The sequence below is a fragment of the Kutzneria sp. NPDC051319 genome (assembly GCF_040682195.1).
GTDB lineage: Bacteria > Actinomycetota > Actinomycetes > Mycobacteriales > Pseudonocardiaceae > Kutzneria.
In genome coordinates this window covers 82,559-101,297 of the sequence record NZ_JBFBAM010000010.1, presented here as the reverse complement: position 1 = coordinate 101,297, position 18,739 = coordinate 82,559, and the positions used below count along the sequence as shown (strand labels likewise).

The window sequence follows — 18,739 nt, the reverse complement described above, 5'->3', positions numbered from 1 at the left end:
GTGCCACGCTGGCGTGACGAGGCGGAGCAGGCGGAACTCGACCGCATGGCCCAGGTGGCCGGCGAGGCGTCGGCCGACGCGGCGGTGGCGGCCGCCGCCGACCTCGAGGCCGCCCTCGCGGTGCCGCCGGACCTGACCGCCGCCGCGTTCTTCGACGTCGACAACACGATGATGATGGGCGCCTCGATCTTCCACTTCGCCCGCGGCCTGGCCAGCCGGAAGTACTTCACCACCGCCGACCTGGCCAGCTTCGCCTGGCGGCAGCTCCGGTTCCGGCTCGGCGGCAAGGAGAACCCCGACAGCGTGCGGGCCAGCCGCGAGCAGGCGCTGGGTTTCGTGGCCGGGCGCAGCGTGCAAGAGCTCGTCGACCTCGGCGAGGAGATCTACGACGAGCTGATGGCGGCCAAGATCTGGTCCGGCACCCGGGCCCTGGCCCAGATGCACCAGGACGCCGGCCAGCGGGTCTGGCTCGTCACCGCCACGCCGGTGGAGCTGGCCTCGATCATCGCCCGGCGGCTCGGGCTGACCGGCGCGCTGGGAACCGTCGCCGAGTCCCGGGACGGCGTCTACACCGGTCGGCTCATGGGCGATCTGCTGCACGGCAAGGCCAAGGCCCATGCCGTGCGGGCGCTGGCCGCCCGTGAGGGCCTCGACCTGCGGCGCTGCACCGCCTACTCGGACTCCATCAACGACGTGCCGATGCTGTCCACCGCCGGCACCGCCGTGGCCGTCAACCCCGACCCCGCCCTGCGTGAGCTGGCCCGCCGCCGCGGCTGGGAGATCCGTGACTTCCGCACCGGCCGCAAGGCCGCCCGCATCGGCGTGCCCACGGTCCTCGGCGCCGGCGCCCTGGCCGGCGCCGTAGCCGCCGGCATCGCCTACCGCCGCCGCGCCTCCTAGCGCCCAGCGCTTAGCGCTTTCACGTTCGGAAGGGACCATTCCTCCACTCGGAGTGTAGGAATGGTCCCTTCACGCCTTCGGCATCAACGCTGGGGCTGCTGCGTCGGTGGCTGCTGCTGCGGGGCCTGCTGGTACTGCTGTTGCTGGGCGGCCGGCGGCTGGTGGGCCTGGGCGGCGTGCTGCTGGGCCGGCTGGTCGTTGGGCACGATGTAGACGGCTGTGCCGTAGGCCGCGACCTCGCTCATGGTCTGGGCGATCTCGTTGCAGTCGAAGCGCATGGCCAGCACGGCGTTCGCGCCGTAGCCCATGGCCTGCTGGCAGAGCCGGCCGAGCGCCTCGTTGCGGGAGTCGGACAGCATCTGGGTGTACTGGGTCACCTCGCCGCCGCCAAGGGACTTGATGCCGGCCATGAAGTTCACGCCGATCGCGCGGCTGCGCACGGTGAGGCCGAAGACCTCGCCGAAGACGTGCGTGACCCGGCAGCCGGGGACGTCGTTCATGGTCGAGATCAAGATGGGGAACTGCGGGGGTGCGCTTGGCTGGGACATGGTCGCGGATCGTAGCCGGCACTGTCCCTTTCGGACTCGGTATTCGCTGCCCGATGCCCTACCGTGACGAGCGTGAGTGACGACGTGCTCGTCATCGGGGCCGGGGTGGTCGGCCTGACCACCGCGGTGTGCCTGGCCGAGGCCGGCGTGCGAACCAGGGTGATGAGCACCGACCTGCCGCGGCAGACCACCTCCGCGATGGCCGGCGCCATGTGGGGCCCGGCGTTCGCCGAACCGGCCGATCGGGCGCTGGGCTGGAGTCGTGTCGGGCTGGAGGAGTTCACCCGGCTGGCCCGCGATCCGGCCACCGGCGTCCGCCTCACCCGCGGCCGGATGGCCAGCCGCACCCCGCTGCCCCTGGACGATCTGCCGCCCCAGGTGACCATGGTCCCGGGCCTGATCACGTGTGGCCGCAACGAACTTCCGCCTGGCTTCATCAGCGGCCAGTGGGCCCGCGTGCCCCTGATCGACATGCCCCGCTATCTCGGCTATCTCACCGGCCGCCTGACCGCGGCCGGCGGGCGTCTCGACATCCGCACCGTCACGCGCCTGAGCGAGGCCGTCGACGAGGCCCCGGTGTTGGTCAACTGCACCGGCGTCGGCGCTCGGCGGCTCGTCCCCGACCTGACCGTCCGGGCCAGCCGCGGGCAGCTGGTCGTGGTGGCCAATCCCGGCATCGAGGAGTTCTTCGTGGAGATCTCCACCGAGCCCGAGTTCACCCACTACTTCCCGCACGGCGACCAGATCGTGCTCGGCGGCGTGTCCACCGTCGGCGACTGGCGCATGGACCCCGATCCGGCCATCGCCGCCGCCATCCTCGACCGCTGCGCCGCCGTCGAACCCCGGCTGGCCGGCGCCCCGATCCTCGAACACCGGGTCGGGCTACGCCCCGAACGCGCGGCCATCCGCCTCGAATCCCGTGAGCTCGCCGGCCGTCCCATCGTCCACTGCTACGGCCACGGCGGCCTGGGCGTCACCCTGTCCTGGGGCACCGCCCGGGAAGCGGCCGACCTGACCAAAGCACTGGTCTGACGCCTCAGGTCGCCACGTTCAGCGTGATGTTGATGCGGTCCGGCGTGGGATAGGTGATCGTGCCCTCGCCGCGGGCGTTGGCGTACTGCCCGGTCCCGCCGACGATGGCCAGCGGGTTCTGCACCGGCGACGGAACAACCATGGCGTGCATGGAACTCAGGTGCAGCTCGCCCTTGGCCCCGGCGCTGAGCCGGAGCACGATCTTCATCTGCACGATGAGCTTGGCCGGGTTGTCCACGGTCACGTTGACCACGGTGCCGAACATCGAGCCGTCACCGGCGGCGGCCGAGTTGGCGTCGAACAGCGTGAGCAGCGCGCCGAAGGTGGTGCCGACGACGGCCTTGTCCAACGGCGAACTGGTGGCCCGCGAGGCGACGAACGTCAGCGCGTCGCTCGTGGCCGCCGACGCGGGCAGCGCGCCGGCGACAACCAGCCCGCCGGCGGCCATCGCCGGCGCCGCGAGCAATGCGGATCTCCGCGACCACAGCGCCATCCGACCACGGTAGGCACCGCGACCCGATGGCGCCGGTCGACTACCCGATCGAGTGAGTCAGCCCAGCCAGACGTTGCGACGCTGGGTGAGCAGCCGATAGAGGGTCTGCTGGATGGTCTCCCGGACCTGGTCGGTCAGGTTGAACACCAGCATCGGATCCTCGGCCGCCCCCGGCTCGTAGTGGTCGGTGCGGATCGGCTCGCCGAACTCGATGTACCACTTGGACGGCAGCGGCACCGCGCCCAGCGGCCCGAGCAGCGGCCAGGTCGGCGTCACCGGGAAGTACGGCAGCCCGAACAGCCGGGCGATCAGCTTGATCTCGCCGATCTTGGGGTAGATCTCCTCGGCGCCCACGATGGACACCGGGATGATCGGCGTGCGGGTCCTCAGCGCCGCCGACACGAAGCCGCCGCGGCCGAACCGCTGCAGCTTGTACCGGTCCTTGTACGGTTTGCCGACGCCCTTGAAGCCCTCCGGCCACACGCCGACCAGCTCGCCGCCGCGCAGCAGCCGCTCCGCGTCCGGGTTGCAGGCCAGGGTCTGGCCGGTCTTGCGGGCGATGGAGCTCAGCAGCGGCGTGCGGAACACCAGGTCGGCGCCGAGCATGCGCAGGTGCCGGTTGGCCGGGTGGTGCTCGTGCACGGCCACTGCGGTCATCACGGAGTCCATCGGCAGCGTGCCCGAGTGGTTGGCCACCAGCAGCGCGCCGCTGTCGGCCGGCACGTTGTGCAGGCCGATGGTCTCCACCCGAAACCACTTCTCGTACAGCGGCCGCAGCAGCGGCATCATCACGTTGTCGGTCAGCTCCCGGTCGAAACCGAACTCGTCGACCTGGTAGTCGCCGGTGATGCGGCGACGCAGGAACGCCAGCGAGTCGGCCAGCCTGCGCTCCCACTCGGGGCCGGCCTCGACGGCCTTGTCGCGTGCGGTGTCCGCGGGTGGCGGCACCTGTTCCATCCGGGGTCGCGCCGGCGGCGCCGTTCTCGGCGCGGGCCGGTCGGCGCCGTGCAACGGGATAACGCGTGCGTCGGGCATGGGTTCCACCTCCTCACTCACCTGATCGGAATGCGCGCGGCGAGGTCGAGAATGCCTCGCTCCGCCGCCGCGAGGGTGTCCACGTCGATCGCCGGGCGCAGCGCCCGGCCGCTGACGTAGTCGTCGAACGCCTGTTTGGTCGTCCAGCGCGGCGTGAAGCCGAAGTCCCGCTGGAGCAGGGTGGTGTCCACGACGCGGCCGAAGTTCAGGAACCGCATCTGGTCGGGCGAGAAGTCGACCAGCCGCGCGCTGCGCACCAGCCGGCCGACGGTCGGCACCGCCATGCTCGGCACCGGCAGCGCGATCCGGCCGGCCCGGCGGATCGCCTGGGACAGCATCAGCACGCCGTCACCGCCGACGTTGAACACGCCGGGCAGGTCGTGCAGCGTGGCCCGCTCCATCACGGCCAGCGCGTCCTCGGAGTGCAGCAGCTGCATCCGGGCGTCGTAGCCGAAGATCGTCGGCACCACCGGCAGGGCGAAGTACCTGGTCAGCACGGTGTCGATGCGCGGGCCGATGAAGTTGGTGAAACGCAGCGTGGTCACCGCCACGTCGGGGCGGCGGCGGGAGAAGCCGCGCACATAGCCCTCGACCTCGACGGCGTCCTTGGCGTAGCCGCTGGACGGCAGCGCCTTGGACCCCATGTCCTCGGTGAACATCGCCGGGTCGCGCGAGCTGGCGCCGTACACGGCGCTGGTGGACTTGACCACCAGCCTGCGCACCGCGGGCGACCGCTGGCAGGCGGCCAGCAGCTGCATGGTGCCGATGACGTTCATCTCCTTCATCGCCGTGCGGCCGGTGGGACCGGCCGGGTTGGCGGTGACGGAGGCGTGCACCACGGTGTCGACCCGGGCGCTGGCGATGACCTTGGTGATCAGGGGGTTGCGGATGTCGGCCCGGACGAACTCGGCCCGGCCCATCCGCCGGAGCAGATCGCGTGGCGGCGGCACGGTGTCCACCCCGAGCACCCGCTCGATCGACGGATCGGCGGCCAGGCGCGCGGCGAGATGGCCGCCGAGGAAGCGGCTGACTCCGGTGACGAGGACGATGTTGGGCGCCATGCGACTCCCTGCATAGGCGGCGACCCGAGCGATGCTACTCGTCGTGACCGCCCGAAACAGGGGCCAGGTACGCCGCATTGACGCAGGTCACGTGGGTTTTACCGCGGGCTCACCCGATCGGCGGGATCTGGTGAAGGACCCGTAACGCAGGACGGCACCCGCGCGATCGCGCGGGTGCCGAACAGGCCTCAGGCCGAGCGCCTCACTTGCCGCGCTTGCGTCGCTGCACCCGGGTCTTGCGAAGCAGCTTGCGGTGCTTCTTCTTCGACATGCGCTTGCGACGCTTCTTGATGACCGAGCCCATACGGGTTCCTTAGGTGTAGACGATGTGATCTTGGTGGTGCCCTCGTGCTGCCCAGGGCTGCCGAGCCCCTGCCGCCGCGTGGGGACGCGGCCATGGCACCGAGCACGAACGACCTGTCACTTTACCCGCACGGGCGAGCCCGGCTGGCACAGGTACCAGCCGGGCGCTGTTGTGATCTACTCAGCCCGCGTCGTAGTACGCGTTCTCCAGGTAGTCCTGCACCGCGCTTTCCGTCACGCGGAACGACTTGCCCACCCTCACGGCAGGCAGTTCGCCCGAGTGCACCAGGCGGTACACGGTCATCTTCGAGACCCGCATCACCTTCGCCACCTCGGCGATGGTGAGGAACTGCACCTGTGCGAGCCCGGGGTGTGTCTCCTTCTGCTGCTGCGCCGGCATGTGTCACCGCGTCCTTAAACACGTGTCGCGCCGTCGGCTTCCCCACCGGCGGTATCGACACGCACGTGCTCACCCGAGCGTAGCGGGACGCATGGGGCTGCTGCGACGTCCGCGCCGCGCTGTGCGCCCAGTGGTGTCGGGATCCACCCGTACGCACCACGCCGCCACTGCGGTTCGACCATCCGGCAGCCCACCACCGTCACTCACCGATCAACCACCCACTTTCGAATGTCACATGCGGCGCATACCTGCCTCCAAGAGGCACCTGCGGACCGCATGTGACATCTCTGCGGGGCGGTGGGGTCAGGCGTCGTGGGCGCGGCCCAGCTCCGCCGACCGGTCCCGCGCCGCCTCGATCGCCGCCAGCAGCGCCGCCCGCACCCCGTGCTTCTCCAGCTCGCGGATGGCCATGATGGTGGTGCCCGCCGGCGAGGTCACGGCCTCACGCAGCGTGACCGGATGCTCGCCGGAGTCCGCCAGCATCGTCGCCGAGCCGACCGCCGACTGGATGATCAGCTGGGCCGCCACCGCCCGGGGCAGCCCGAGCAGGATGCCGGCGTCGATCATGGCCTCGACCAGGAAGAAGAAGTAGGCCGGGCCCGAGCCCGACAGCGCCGTCACCGCGTCCTGCTGGGACTCCGGCACCCGCAACACCTTGCCCACGCTGCCCAGCAGCTTGTCCACCAGGTCCATGTGCTCCGGCGTGGCGTGCGCGCCGGCCGAGATCGCGCTCATCGCCTGGCCCACCAGCATCGGCGTGTTCGGCATCACCCGCACCACCGGCGTGCCCTGCGGCAGCTCCCGCTCGTACAGCGCGGTCGGCAGGCCCGCGCACAGCGACACCACCAGCGTGCCCGGTCTGAGCAGGGAGTTCAGCTCCGTCAGCAGCGGGTCGATGTCCTGCGGCTTCACCGCCACCACCAGTACCTCGGCCGTGGCTGCCGCCCCCGCCACCGTGACCGCCCGCACCCCGTACCGCTCCGTCAGCTCCCGGCAGCGCTCCTCGTAGCGCTCCGTGAACATCAGGTCGCCCGGCCCCCAGCCGGCGTCGAGCAGCCCGGACAGCAGCGCCTCACCGATCTTGCCTGCCCCCAGCACCGCGATCGTCGTCATGCGCACCAGCGTGCCAGCCGCCGCCACCGAGATTCGCGACCGGGGTTGCCGAGGGGTTTCCCCAAGATCGGCTCGGCCGTCCCCGCCGCCCGCACATCGCTCCTACGTTCGCGGCGTGGCAGCCGTGCCACACGACCCCGAGCTGAGGAGAAGACACATGCTTTCATCGGCGGCCAAGGCGACCGCGGCGACGATGGCCGCGGTGGGACTGGGCCTCGTCGCCCCGGTCGTGGCGACCGCGGCGCCCGCCGCCAGCGGTGTGCGGCTGTGCGTCGACCGGTTCGCCGACTACGACGCCGTGCTCCAGTGGCCCAACCGCGGCGGCATGGAGACCGTCGGCATCCGCCCCGGGCAGTGCAGCGACCGGGGCCCCGCCAGCCCCGGCGAGCTCATCGTCGTGCTGGCCTTCTACCGCGGGGCGACCATCAACATCGGGCACTTCTCCGCCAGCAGCCGTGGCGACGACGTCGAGGCCGTCGGCCGGGTCGCCGACGGCACCGAGGGCATCAACCTGGGCGTCTGACCTGCGTTTTCGGTTTCGTCAAAAAAATCTGCCCGGAGTTGTCGAGAATGGGGCGACGGCTCCGTCCCAGGGGCACAGGACGGACCGAACGAAGGAGAACGGCCATGAAGTACCTGCTGCTCAAGCACTACCGCGGCGCCCCCGAGGCGATCAACTGCGTGCCGATGGACAAGTGGACGCCGGCCGAGGTGGACGCGCACATCCAGTACATGCGGGACTTCGCGGCCAAGCTGGAGCAGTCCGGCGAGTACGTGGACGGCCAGGCGCTGGCCCCCGAGGGCGCGTGGGTCCGTTCGGACGGCGAGGGCAGGCCGCCGGTGACCGACGGGCCGTTCGCCGAGACCAAGGACCTCATCGCCGGCTGGATGATCATCGACGTGGACACCTGGGACCGTGCCGTGGAGCTGGCCGGCGAGCTGTCGGCCGCGCCCGGCGCCAACGGCGAGCCGATCCACGAGTGGCTGGAGGTCCGGCCGTTCCTCGGCGAGCACAGCTCGGTGACGGAGTGAACGAATCCCTGCTGCGGGAGCTCGTGCCCGCGGTGATCGGCGTCCTCGTCCGGCGCGGCGCGGACTTCGCGTCGGCCGAGGACGCCGTGCAGGAGGCCTTGATCCGGGCGCTGGAGGCGTGGCCCTCGGATCCGCCTCGTGACCCGAAGGCCTGGCTGGTGGCGGCGGCGTGGCGCAAGTTCCTCGACGCCGTCCGGGCCGAGTCGTCGCGGCGGGGCCGGGAGCTGGCCGTCGAGGTGCAGCCCCCGGCCGGCCCCGTGCCGGCCAGCGACGACACCCTGCGGCTGTTCTTCTTGTGCGCCAACCCTTCCCTACCCCCGGCCGCCGCCGTCGCCCTCACGCTGCGTGCCGTCGGCGGCCTGACCACCCGTCAGATCGCCGACGCCTACCTGGTGCCCGAGGCCACCATGGCCCAGCGCATCAGCCGGGCCAAGAAGAAGATCGACGGTCAGCGCCTCGACCGCCCCGGCGACCTCGGCACCGTGCTGCGGGTGCTCTACCTCGTGTTCAACGAGGGCTACAGCGGCGACGTCGACCTCGCCGCCGAGGCCATCCGCCTCACCCGCCAGCTCTTCGTGCTGACCGACGAGCCCGAGGTCTCCGGCCTGCTCGCCCTCATGCTCCTGCACCACGCCCGCCGCGCTTCCCGCACCGGCCCCGGCGGCCGCCTCATCCCCCTCGCCTCCCAGGACCGCTCCCTCTGGGACACCGGTTTGATCACCGAGGGCGTCGCGGTCCTCCAGGCCGCCCTCGCCCGCGACCGCCTCGGCGAGTACCAGGCCCAGGCCGCCATCGCCGCCCTCCACGCCGACGCCCCCAGCACCTCCGACACCGACTGGGTGCAGATCGTCGAGTGGTACGACGAGCTGTTGGCCATCACCGACAGCCCGGTGGTGCGGCTCAACCGGGCGGTGGCCGTCGGCGAGGCCGACGGCGCGCAGGCCGGCCTCCGGGCCTTGGTCGACCTCGACCCCACCCTGCCTCGCCATACCGCCGTCTCCGCCTACCTCCACGAACGCGCCGGCAACCTCACCCAGGCCGCCGCCCTCTACGCCGAGGCCGCCCGGGCGGCCACCACCGTCCCGGAACGCGACCACCTCACGCGGGAGGCCGCCCGCGTACGCCAGCTGCTCTGACGTGTCGGGGCCACGGGGCTCAGGCGGCCACCGAACTCAGCGGGCAGACTCGGCCGGAAAGGTGCTTACAACCCAGCCCGATCGAGCAAGTCGCGCATCAGCTCGACCGGCAGCGCCGGGTTGGCGCCGGCGGCTTCGACAACCTCGGGGTCGTCGTCGGCAAGCAGGGTTTCCCATGCCGCGACGGGAATGTTGCGATGACGGGCGGCGCCGGCGCGCACGGAGGCGATCGGATCGGCGGCCAGTGCCGCGACAACGTCGGCCGGCAGGTCGGGGCCGTGGACGGCGATCACGCGACGACGTGGGCTTTCGTTGGCGGCCAGCCTGATGAACGCTGCCGGCGGGAAGTTCGGGTGTTCGACGATCAGCGGACGGCGGTGCCACACCTCGCCGTGCTCGGTGACCAGCCGTTCGAGCACCTCGGGCGGGGTGTCGTCACGGCGTGCGACGACGCGCCGCACGTCGACGTCCTCGTGCGTGTGCAGTCGCCGCACCACTTCCGGGGGCAGATCCGGTGAGTCCGCGGCACACAGTCGGAAGCACGGGATCGGCGAGTCGAGGTGGGCGATTCGCTCAGCGAGGTCAAGGGAGCGAAGCCAGGATGGCTGATCCTGGCGGATCACCCACAACGCGATGCCGGCTTCGTCGAAGGACCTGTCGCTTTCGGCGACTAGCTCCGCGTAGAGCTGTCGGCGGTGGTCCTCGGGCAGGTCTTGGCGCAGCAATAGACATGCGCGGACGTACGGGTGCGCATCCGCCGCCAACTGGTCACGGGCCTGCGCCGGCAGGGTGGGGTTGGCCGCGAGATTGGCGCGAACGCCTTCGTCGCCGGCCAGACACTCCCGGATCGCCTGCGGCGTCAGGGTGGCGTAGGCCGCCGCCTTTTTGCGGGTGGCCTCGTCGGCCAGCAGCCGGGCGTGCAGGTCGTCGGGCGCGGAGTGGTGTGGGTGGCCGGCCGCGGCTGTGCGGACGCGGGGATCGGGATCGGTCAGCAAGTCCCGGCGTAGCGCGACGGGCATCGTGTCCCACGTCATCGCGACGGCGGTGCGTAGCACGGGGTCGGCGTGCCGGGCGAGACCGGCCAGCCCGTCCGGACCGGCATATTCGGCCAGGTCGTCGGGCATCACCCGGTTTCCGACGTTGATCATGCCCTCGGTGAATCGGCGCCAGGCCCCGCGGATCTCGACGTTGGGGTGCTCGGCGATGCGGCGCCGGATGGCCCCGGGCTGCCGTGGGCCGTCCAGGGCCAGCGCGACGGTCGAGTTCTCCAGAGCCAGCAGTGCGTCCACCACGATGTCGGGAAGGTTCTTCTGTCGCCAGGCGAGGTGCTCCGCGGTTGCCCGCAGAACGGTCAGCCGGAGCAGGACATCGGGCGGGGCGGACGGGTTCGCGGCGATCCCGAGCAGGGCCTTGCGGAGACCGTCGTCCATGATCGGGACTGTAGACAACCCGGCCCTCACAGCCGCACGACGACCCGGAGGCCTGGGAGATGCTGAGTCGGGCGCACACGATCGACGTGCTCAAGTGCTCCAGACAGCGCGAAGCCCGGGGTCCCACGACAACGCGGGCACGATCCCGGGCTCACGTCCGAGCGCGTCCGCGGACCGCTCAGCTCGCACAAGCTATAGCAGGTTGTAGCCGCTCAGCTGCTGTTGGTCTCCTGGGGGCTCAGGGCCAGCTGGCGGGCCTGGCAGACCAGGCGGCCGGAGGCGTCGAGGATGGTGGCGTCCTGGTCGAACCACTGGCCATGGACGGCGCGGGACTCGACCTGGGCGCGGAGCCAGCCGGGCTCGGGGCGGGCGCGGACGAGGCCGGTGAGCTGAACGGTGGGGGACCAGCCGAAGCGGCCGAGGTTGAAGGTCAGCGGCATGGCGATGTCGCCGGCGACCAGGGCGAAGTAGGGGTCGGGCTGCTCGCCGCCGCGGGGGCGGACCCACATGCGCAGCCGGAGGGGGTCGCCGGTGCGGCGTTCGAGGAAGCCGGCGCCGATGGGGTCGACGAGGACCTCGCAGGCGCGGGCCAGCTTGAAGACGCCGACGGCGTTGGGCAGGGAGCCCAGGTCGATGGCGTTGGCCGGCGGCAGCACGGGCAGCTCGGGGAGGTCACGCCAGGCGGGGCGCTCCTCGGGCAGCTTGCCGACGGTGACCATGGCCTCGACGCAGGCGGAGCCCCGCTGTTCGAGGCTGACCCGGACGACCACGACCGTGCGGCCGGCCTTGCGGATGTCGGTCTTGAGCATCACGGGCCCGACCGACGGGGCGCGCAGGAACTGGGCGCTGACCGCGAGCGGGTCCAGCAGCTCGCTGCCGGTGCTCTCGACCACCTGGACACCGGCCCGGGCCAGCAGCGCGAGCAGGAAGCCGCCGTGGGGCTTGGTGCCGACCGTCCAGTCCGGCGGCAGGTCCGCGATGGCGGTGCCGTCGCCGAGCGGGCGCACGGCGGAGGCGGCCGAGAACGGCCGGATCGCCGAGGCCTGTCCGGCGCTCATGACCGACCGACCAGGGACCGGAGGAAAAAAGCCGTGTTCGCGGGGCGTTCGGCCAGCCGCCGCATCAGGTAGCCGTACCACTGTTCGCCGTAGGGCACGTAGACACGCACCGCCTCACCTGAGTTGACGAGCCGTCGCTGCTCGTCGGGTCGGATTCCGTACAGCATCTGATATTCGTAGCTACCTGGTTTACGGCCGTACCACAGCGCGCGTTCGGCGATCACGGCGACAAGTCTCGGATCGTGGGTGGCGAACATGGGGTAGCCGCGACCCGCCAGGAGGGCGTTTGCGCAGCGTACGTAGCTGAGATCGACCTCGTGGGGGCTGGAAAAAGCCACCGTGACCGGTTCCGCGTATGCCCCTTTGCACAGCCGAACCCGGGATCCCGTGCCCGCCAGCGCCATGCAGTCGTCAAGCGTGCGCCGAAGGTAGGCCTGCAGCACGGCCCCGACCCACGGCCAGGTTCGCCGCAGCTCGGCCAGCACCCGAAGGGTGGAGTCGGTGGTCGTGTGGTCTTCCATGTCCAACGTGATCGTGGTGCCGCACTGCTCGGCCGCGGCGGCGATGCGGGAGGCGTTGTCGAGGGCCAGCCGCTCGTCCAACGCCTGCCCGACGGCGGAGAGCTTCACGCTGACTTCGGCGTGCCGGGACAGCCCGTCGGCGTGCAGCCGGTCGAGCAGCCGCAGGTAGGCCTGCACGGTCTGTTCGGCCTGCACCTCGTCGGTGGTGTCCTCGCCGAGGTAGTCCAGCGACACCGACAGCCCGTCGGCCACCAGCCGCGCGGTGACGCCGACGACGTCGTCGGTGCCCTCACCCGCGACGAACCGGCGCACGACGTCCCGGCTCACCGGCGCGGTCGCCACGAGCCTACGGACGGCATCGTTGGCGCCGGCCGCGAGGATCAGGGTTCGCAGCGGATGCACGGCGTGACTCTACGTCCCATCCGACGATCACGGTTACCGAAGTTACCGATCAGTTCTGCCCCAGATTGAGCCGTGCGAACAGCAAGGCCTCGGCCAGTTCCGCCGCCCGCTCGCCCGGGCCGCGGGCCTTGCGGGTGTTGACCTCCAGCACGACCTGTCCCTCGAAGTCGGCGGCGGCGAGCTGCTCACAGAACGTGGCACACGGCGCGGTGCCACGACCGGGCACGAGGTGCTCGTCGCGCGCGGCGCCGCTGCCGTCGGCCAGGTGGACGTGCACGAGGCCCTCGCCCATGCGCTCGGCCATGGCCAGCGGATCCATCTGCGCGGCGGCGGTGTGCGAGAGGTCCAGCGTGTAGTGCTTGTGCCCGGCGTCGGTCGGGTCGACGGACGGCTTGAACGCCGACAGCTCGGTGCCGCGCAGCCGCACGGGGAACATGTTCTCCACGGCGATCTGCACGCCGCTGCTCTCGTTGAGCTCATCGACCAGCTCCGGGAAGCGCTCGGCGTAGCGGCGCTGCCAGCGGAACGGCGGGTGCACGACCACGGTCGGCGCGTCCAGGACCTGCGCGGCGGTCACCGCGCGGCGCAGCCGGACCACCGGGTCGGAGGACCACACCCGCTGGCTGATCAGCAGGCACGGCGCGTGCACGGCCAGCACCGGCACGCCGTGCCGGTCGGACAGGTCGAGCAGGGCGTCCATGTTCTGGCTGACGGGATCGGCCCAGACCATCACCTCGACGCCGTCGTAGCCGAGCTCGCCGGCCAGCTCGAAGGCCGCGGCAGCCGACTCCGGGTAGACCGAGGCCGTGGACAGCCCGATCGGGATGTGTCGACTGGCCAACTAGTGCCCGATCAGCCGCAGCGCGGCCGGCGACACCGTCACGATCAGCCCGACCAGCACGGCGAGCACCATGGTCTGGAGGTCGTCGGCCTTGCGGATGCGCCGCACGACGATCACCAGCGCGACGATGACCACGACCGCGGCGGCCAGCGCGGCCGCCGGCAGCCAGTTCCACAGGAACTGGAAGCCCAGCCAGAGCGCGGCGCCGCCGACGACGCCGATGGCCAGCTGGGCGATCATCATCAGCCACTGCTTGGCCGGGGAGCCCTCGGCCTGCTCATCGTCCTCGTTCTCGTCCACGTCGAGCGCGCTGCCGACACCGGCCGGGGCCGCGTCGTGGTCCACGGCGTACGCGAACGAGTTCTCCTGCTGGTAGTCGTACTCGTAGTCGTCGTCGTCATCGACGAGCGGCCCGGGATGCGCCTGGGTGCCGGGGCCGGTGAACGGGCCGCCATCATCGTCGCCGAGGAGCGGGCCCGGGTGGGCTTGCGTGCTCTCGCCGACCGCCGCCGGGATGCGCGGCATCACATCGGTGACGCCCTCCTGCGGCGGCGCGCCGGACAGCCGGTTGACCAGCGGGTTCGGCGGCGGCGTGTCCGCGGTGATCGGCGGCAGGTACGTGGTGTCCGCGGTGGCGTCCACCGGCGGTGGCGGTGGCGTGCCGGGCGGCGTCGGCCGGTAGAAGCCAGTGGCCTGCGACGGCTGCTGGGGCGCCTGCTGCGGCGGGCCCTGCTGCTGGGCCGACGGCTGCTGCGGACCCTGCCGCATCAGGTCGTTACGCGAGAGGTTGGTGCGGGACGACTCGATACGCGGCGGCGGGGGCGGCGGAGTCGGGCGGCCGGCGACGGGTGCGCCGGGGCGCACCGGCGGGCGCATGCCCGTGGTGGTCTGCTGCGGGGAAGCGACCGGGGGCTGCGGAGGGCCGGACTGGGGCATGGGGGGCGGCTGCTGCTGCGGGCCCGGCTGCGGGGGCTGCTGGATCGGCCGCTTGGGCAGCTGCTGCGAGGACGTCGCCACGGGCGGGGCCGGCGGCGGCGGGGGCTGCTGCTGGAGCGGCTGTTGGGGCCGCACCGGCGGCTGGGCGCCGACGGTGGTCTCCTCGACGTCGTCGCGGATGGCCATCATCTCGCCGCTGTCCGACAGCACCCGTTCGATGATCGTCTGGGGTGACGTGTCGGACGGCTCGTCGGCCCGGCGCCGACGGCGTCTGGGCGCACTGTCCTCGGAGTTGGCCCCGTACTGGGCGAGCAACTCCGCGACCGTGCGCTGACTGCGCTCGGAACCGCTTTCTCGACTCATTGATTCCACCGTGCCCCGAAGTGCGCCGTCCGTCCAGTCTCGCCGGGCGGCGCCGCGCCGTCCGTGTGGTCCAGTCGCCGAAGGATGACACCTTCGCGCAGAGCCCAGGGGCAGATCTCGAGTTCTGTGAGTGACAACGCACGCATGGTGGCCTCCGCCACGAGGGCGCCGGCGACCAACTGCGCCGACCGGCCGGCGCTGACGCCTTCCAGCTCGGCCAGGTCCGCGGCGGACATCCGGGAGATGAACGCGATCAACTGGCGCAGGCCGGCATGGGTCAGCACCCGCCGCACCCGCGGCCCCCGGTCGGACGGGGCGGCGCCGGTCAGCCGGGCCAGCGTGCGGAACGTCTTCGAGGTGGCGGCGACCAGGTCGGGCTCGCCCAGCCGCAGCACCCGCTTGGCCACCGGGGCGATCTGCTCGTCCAGCCATTCCACGGTGTCGCGCAGCTCGTGCCGGCTCGGCGGGTCGTGCTTGAACCGCGTCCGGGTCACCCGGCCCGCGCCCATGGGGATCGAGCAGGCCAGGTCGGGGTTCTCGTCCCGGCCGACGGCGATCTCCAGCGAGCCGCCGCCGATGTCCAGGTTGAGCAGCCGGCCGGCCGACCAGCCGTACCAGCGGCGCACCGCGAGAAAGGTGTACCGGGCCTCGTCCTCGCCGGACAGCACCTCGAGCTCGACGCCGGTCTCCTTGCGGACCCGGTCGAGCACGGCGGCGGAGTTGCCGGCCTCGCGCACGGCCGAGGTGGCGAAGGCCATCAGGTCCTCACAGCCGAACTGGACGGCGGAGGCCTTGCCGTCGGCCACCGCCTTGATCAGCGTGTCGGCCCCGTGCCGGGACAGCGTGCCGCTGCCGGTGAGCTGCTCAGCCAGCCGCAGCACCGACTTCTCCGACGACATCGGCGTCGGATGGGCACCACGATGCGCGTCCACCACCAACAGGTGGACAGTGTTCGACCCGACGTCCAGCACCCCTAGGCGCACGCGGAGCACCGTACCTGGCGGGCGTGACAATCCCGTAATCCCCCATCCGGTGAAGCGCGTCCACCGGATGGGGCACGGCGCGGGATCAGGACTCGAACTTGTAGCCGAGCCCGCGCACGGTGACCAGGTGCTGCGGGGCGGACGGATCCGGTTCGATCTTGGACCGCAGCCGCTTGACGTGCACGTCCAGGGTCTTGGTGTCGCCGACGTAGTCCGCGCCCCACACCCGGTCGATGAGCTGGCCCCTGGTCAGCACCCGGCCCACGTTGCGCAGCAGGTACTCCAGCAGGTCGAACTCCTTGAGCGGCAGCGACACCTCGACGCCGTCCACGGTCACCACGTGCCGCTCCACGTCCATCCGGACCGGGCCGGCCTCCAGGACCTGCGGCAGCAGCTCCTCGGACTCGCCGCCGCGGCGCAGCACGGCCCGGATGCGGGCGATCAGCTCGCGGGCCGAGTACGGCTTGGTGACGTAGTCGTCGGCGCCCAGCTCCAGGCCGACCACCTTGTCGATCTCGCTGTCCCGGGCCGTGACCATGATCACCGGCACGGCCGAGCGCTGGCGCAGCGCCTTGCACACGTCGGTGCCGCTCATGCCGGGCAGCATCAGGTCCAGCAGCACGATGTCGGCGCCGTTGCGGTCGAACTCCTCCAACGCCTCCTGGCCGGTGCCGGCCAGGGCGGCGGTGAAGCCCTCCTTGCGCAGCAGGAAGGCGAGCGGGTCGGCGAAGGATTCCTCGTCCTCGACGATCAAAACCCTGGTCACAGCTTTCCTCCATGATCGCCGTCGACGGCGTCCGCGCCGTCCGCCCCGGTCGGGACGAGCCTGATGTCTCCGGTCGGGACGAGCCCGTTGTTCCTGTCGTTGACGGCCGGCGCGGGCCGCGTTCCTTCCGGTTCGTCGCCGGACCGCGGCGCGGGCGCGCCGTGGGCCGGGATCCGCAGCGTGAAGGTCGACCCGGTGCCGGGCAGACTCCACAGCTTCACCTCACCGCCGTGGTTGACGGCGATGTGCTTGACGATGGCCAGCCCCAGGCCGGTGCCGCCGGTCATGCGCGAGCGGGCCGGGTCGGCCCGGTAGAACCGCTCGAACACCCGGTGCTGCTGGTCGGGGGCGATGCCCATGCCGCGGTCGGTGACCGCGATCTCCACGAAGCCGTCCGCGGTGCGGCGGCTCACGGAGACCGGGCTGCCGGGCTGCGAGTAGGCGATGGCGTTGTCGAGCAGGTTGCTCAGGGCCGTGACCAGCAGGGTCCGGTCCCCGTCGACGACGAGGTCGCTGTTGTCGTCGGTGGTGATCTCGATGCCGCCCGACTCGGCGGCCAGCCGACTGCGGCCCAGTGCCTCGCGCACGACCTCGTCCACGGCCAGTGGGGTCAACTCCGGCAACTGCTCGGCGCCCTGGAGCCGGGACAGCGCGATCAGCTCGGTGACCAGCCGGCCCAGCCGGGTCGCCTCGTGCAGGATCTTGCTGCTGAACCGGCGGACCTCGATCTGGTCGTCGGCGGCGTCCAGGACGGCCTCGGCCAGCAGCGCGAGCGCGCCCACCGGGGTCTTGAGCTCGTGGCTGACGTTGGCGACGAAGTCGCGGCGGATCGCCTCCAGCCGGACGGCCTCGGACTCGTCGTTGGCGTCGACAACAGTGAAGCCGTCGCCCAGCGGGCGGACCTCGCCGCGCACCGCCTCCGGCTGCCGGCCGCCGCGCGACTGGAGCGGCGACAGGTCGACCTCCATCACCTCGCCGGAGGCCGCCACCAGCTCGGCGGCCTTGCGGGCGCGGTCGTCGACCTGGCTGCCCCGGACCACGCCCAGGGCGGCGGCGCGGGGGTTGTGCAGGACGACGTCGCCGAAGTGGTTGAGCACGACGACGCCGTTGTGCGAGGAGTGCACCACGCGCTGGACGAGATCGGAGACGGTGAGGACGACCGGCTGCGAAGAGGTCCGTCTGGCCAGCGTGCGGCCGATGAGGGAACCAACCAGCAAGCCGATCACCAGTAGGCCGATCGACAGGGCGAGATAGCCCGATGCGGTCACACCACGCATCGTAAGCAGGTCAGGGGCCTGCCGGCCTACCCCTGCACCGGCAACCGTGACACCGGTGACACCTCCGCACGCCACTGTTCCACGCCGCGTCAGCTCCCGTTCACCCAGTCGTGTCCTTGGGGTGTCACATGCGCTTCCCATGTGGCATTCGGCGCGACATGGGAAGCGCATGTGACAACAGGTGCGCTCGGAGGGGTGAACGTCAGGCGATGGCGTCGAGCGTGGTGACGTCGTCGGCCGACAGGCGCAGCGACGCCCCGGCGACGTTCTCCTCCAGGTGCCCGACCGACGACGTGCCCGGAATGGCCAGCAGGTTGGGCGAGCGCTGGAGCAGCCAGGCCAGCGCGACCTGCGGAACCGTCGCGTGGTGGTGCTCGGCGATCGTCTTCAGGCGCGGGTCGTCGACCAGCTCGAAGCCGCCCAGCGGGAAGAACGGCACGTAGGCGATGCCCTGGTCGGCGCAGGTGCGGACCAGTTCCTCGTCCCGGCGCTGGCTGATGTTGTAGAGGTTCTGCACGCAGACCACCGGCGCGATCTTCTGCGCCTGGGCGAGCTGGTCCTGAGTGACGTTACTCACACCGAGTTCGCCGATCAGGCCCTGTTCACGGAGCTGGGCCAGCACCGTGAACTGCTCCTCCAGCGGGGTGCCCTCTGGTTCGGCGAATCCCGGCATGCGGAGGTTGACCACGTCGATCCGCTCCACGCCCAGGCGTCGGAGGTTGTCGTGCACCGCCTCGCGCAGCTCGTCCGCGCCCAACGCGTTCAGCCAGGCGCCCTCCTCGTTGCGGCGGGCGCCGACCTTCGTGACGAGGACGAGGCCGTCGTAGGGGCGCAGCGCCTCGCGGAGCAGCTCGTTGGCCACGTACGGGCCGTAGTAGTCGCTGGTGTCGAAGTGGTTGACGCCCAGCTCGACGGCCCGACGCAGCACGGCGATCGCCTCGTCGTGGTCCTTCGGCGGCCCCATGATGCCCGGGCCGGTGAGCCGCATCGTGCCGTACCCGAGCCGCGCCACCTGGCGGCCGCCGAGGTCCCAGTGGCCGGCATGCGTCGCCGAGATGTTCGATGTCATGGGTCCAGCGTCGTCTTCGCGCCGGGCGAACGCCCGCCGT

At 71.5% G+C, this 18,739-nt stretch carries 21 protein-coding genes; 5 read left to right on the top strand and 16 right to left on the bottom strand.

All coding sequences use genetic code 11. The annotated features are described in order from the left end of the window. The first annotated feature begins 45 nt into the window (after positions 1–45). Positions 46–900: an HAD-IB family hydrolase gene (locus tag AB0M73_RS12775; protein ID WP_363890662.1), complete on the top strand. Its 855-nt coding sequence runs from the start codon at positions 46–48 to the stop codon at positions 898–900. Positions 901–983: 83 nt separating this feature from the next. Here the strand turns inward: AB0M73_RS12775 and AB0M73_RS12770 are convergent, their stop codons facing one another. Then, positions 984–1,448 (bottom strand): YbjQ family protein, encoded by a 465-nt coding sequence (locus AB0M73_RS12770; RefSeq protein WP_363890445.1) that lies wholly within the window; start codon positions 1,446–1,448, stop codon positions 984–986. A 72-nt stretch (positions 1,449–1,520) separates the two neighbouring features. Here AB0M73_RS12770 and AB0M73_RS12765 point away from each other — a divergent pair, with 72 nt between their 5' ends. After that, positions 1,521–2,480 carry an FAD-dependent oxidoreductase gene (locus AB0M73_RS12765; protein ID WP_363890443.1) on the top strand — a complete coding sequence of 320 codons (960 nt, stop codon included), beginning with the start codon at positions 1,521–1,523 and terminating at the stop codon, positions 2,478–2,480. 4 nt (positions 2,481–2,484) lie between these two features. On the opposite strand, the gene AB0M73_RS12760 is transcribed toward AB0M73_RS12765, so the two are convergent. From AB0M73_RS12760 to proC, 6 genes are all read right to left on the bottom strand, one after another. Further along, the gene (locus AB0M73_RS12760) at positions 2,485–2,973 is read right to left on the bottom strand and encodes a hypothetical protein (protein WP_363890441.1); all 489 of its coding nucleotides are present in this window, start codon (positions 2,971–2,973) and stop codon (positions 2,485–2,487) included. 57 nt (positions 2,974–3,030) lie between these two features. Further along, complete coding sequence (locus AB0M73_RS12755; RefSeq protein ID WP_043731034.1) at positions 3,031–4,008, bottom strand: lysophospholipid acyltransferase family protein; 978 nt, start codon at positions 4,006–4,008, stop codon at positions 3,031–3,033. 17 nt (positions 4,009–4,025) lie between these two features. After that, entirely contained in the window at positions 4,026–5,069 is a 1,044-nt protein-coding gene (locus AB0M73_RS12750) for an NAD-dependent epimerase/dehydratase family protein (protein ID WP_363890438.1), read from the bottom strand. A 202-nt stretch (positions 5,070–5,271) separates the two neighbouring features. Beyond that, positions 5,272–5,373 (bottom strand): AURKAIP1/COX24 domain-containing protein, encoded by a 102-nt coding sequence (locus AB0M73_RS12745; RefSeq protein WP_015105422.1) that lies wholly within the window; start codon positions 5,371–5,373, stop codon positions 5,272–5,274. A 180-nt stretch (positions 5,374–5,553) separates the two neighbouring features. Next, positions 5,554–5,772: a helix-turn-helix domain-containing protein gene (locus tag AB0M73_RS12740; RefSeq protein ID WP_043721305.1), complete on the bottom strand. Its 219-nt coding sequence runs from the start codon at positions 5,770–5,772 to the stop codon at positions 5,554–5,556. Between the two features lie 303 nt (positions 5,773–6,075). Continuing rightward, positions 6,076–6,885: a pyrroline-5-carboxylate reductase gene (gene proC / locus AB0M73_RS12735; protein WP_043731032.1), complete on the bottom strand. Its 810-nt coding sequence runs from the start codon at positions 6,883–6,885 to the stop codon at positions 6,076–6,078. A 157-nt stretch (positions 6,886–7,042) separates the two neighbouring features. Between proC and AB0M73_RS12730 the strand changes: the two genes are divergently transcribed. The 3 genes from AB0M73_RS12730 (at position 7,043) to AB0M73_RS12720 (ending at position 9,053) form a co-directional block, all read left to right on the top strand. After that, positions 7,043–7,408 (top strand): hypothetical protein, encoded by a 366-nt coding sequence (locus AB0M73_RS12730; protein WP_363890434.1) that lies wholly within the window; start codon positions 7,043–7,045, stop codon positions 7,406–7,408. A 104-nt stretch (positions 7,409–7,512) separates the two neighbouring features. Then, positions 7,513–7,917, top strand: coding sequence for a YciI family protein (locus AB0M73_RS12725; RefSeq protein ID WP_043721300.1), 405 nt, complete (start codon positions 7,513–7,515; stop codon positions 7,915–7,917). Beyond that, positions 7,914–9,053 (top strand): sigma-70 family RNA polymerase sigma factor, encoded by a 1,140-nt coding sequence (locus AB0M73_RS12720; RefSeq protein WP_363890432.1) that lies wholly within the window; start codon positions 7,914–7,916, stop codon positions 9,051–9,053. The genes AB0M73_RS12725 and AB0M73_RS12720 overlap by 4 nt, the downstream gene beginning before the upstream one ends. 65 nt (positions 9,054–9,118) lie before the next feature. Here AB0M73_RS12720 and AB0M73_RS12715 read toward each other — a convergent pair whose 3' ends face one another. From AB0M73_RS12715 to AB0M73_RS12675, 9 genes are all read right to left on the bottom strand, one after another. Continuing rightward, the gene (locus AB0M73_RS12715) at positions 9,119–10,483 is read right to left on the bottom strand and encodes a hypothetical protein (RefSeq protein WP_363890429.1); all 1,365 of its coding nucleotides are present in this window, start codon (positions 10,481–10,483) and stop codon (positions 9,119–9,121) included. Positions 10,484–10,695: 212 nt separating this feature from the next. After that, the gene (locus tag AB0M73_RS12710; protein WP_363890428.1) at positions 10,696–11,541 is read right to left on the bottom strand and encodes a thioesterase family protein; all 846 of its coding nucleotides are present in this window, start codon (positions 11,539–11,541) and stop codon (positions 10,696–10,698) included. Then, positions 11,538–12,464, bottom strand: a complete 927-nt coding sequence (locus tag AB0M73_RS12705; RefSeq protein ID WP_363890427.1) for a proline dehydrogenase family protein — start codon at positions 12,462–12,464, stop codon at positions 11,538–11,540. Before AB0M73_RS12705 ends, AB0M73_RS12710 begins: the two co-directional genes overlap by 4 nt. Positions 12,465–12,513: 49 nt before the next feature. Next, positions 12,514–13,305, bottom strand: coding sequence for a sugar phosphate isomerase/epimerase (locus AB0M73_RS12700; protein ID WP_363890426.1), 792 nt, complete (start codon positions 13,303–13,305; stop codon positions 12,514–12,516). Further along, complete coding sequence (locus tag AB0M73_RS12695) at positions 13,306–14,604, bottom strand: hypothetical protein (RefSeq protein ID WP_363890424.1); 1,299 nt, start codon at positions 14,602–14,604, stop codon at positions 13,306–13,308. Then, on the bottom strand, positions 14,601–15,587 hold the full coding sequence (locus tag AB0M73_RS12690) for a Ppx/GppA phosphatase family protein (protein WP_363890422.1): 987 nt from the start codon (positions 15,585–15,587) through the stop codon (positions 14,601–14,603). The genes AB0M73_RS12695 and AB0M73_RS12690 overlap by 4 nt, the downstream gene beginning before the upstream one ends. A gap of 85 nt (positions 15,588–15,672) precedes the next feature. Then, positions 15,673–16,353, bottom strand: coding sequence for a response regulator transcription factor (locus AB0M73_RS12685; RefSeq protein WP_363890420.1), 681 nt, complete (start codon positions 16,351–16,353; stop codon positions 15,673–15,675). Continuing rightward, the gene (locus tag AB0M73_RS12680) at positions 16,350–17,630 is read right to left on the bottom strand and encodes an ATP-binding protein (RefSeq protein ID WP_363890418.1); all 1,281 of its coding nucleotides are present in this window, start codon (positions 17,628–17,630) and stop codon (positions 16,350–16,352) included. Before AB0M73_RS12680 ends, AB0M73_RS12685 begins: the two co-directional genes overlap by 4 nt. Before the next feature lie 202 nt (positions 17,631–17,832). Beyond that, complete coding sequence (locus AB0M73_RS12675) at positions 17,833–18,699, bottom strand: oxidoreductase (RefSeq protein WP_363890416.1); 867 nt, start codon at positions 18,697–18,699, stop codon at positions 17,833–17,835. Between the last annotated feature and the right edge of the window lie 40 nt (positions 18,700–18,739).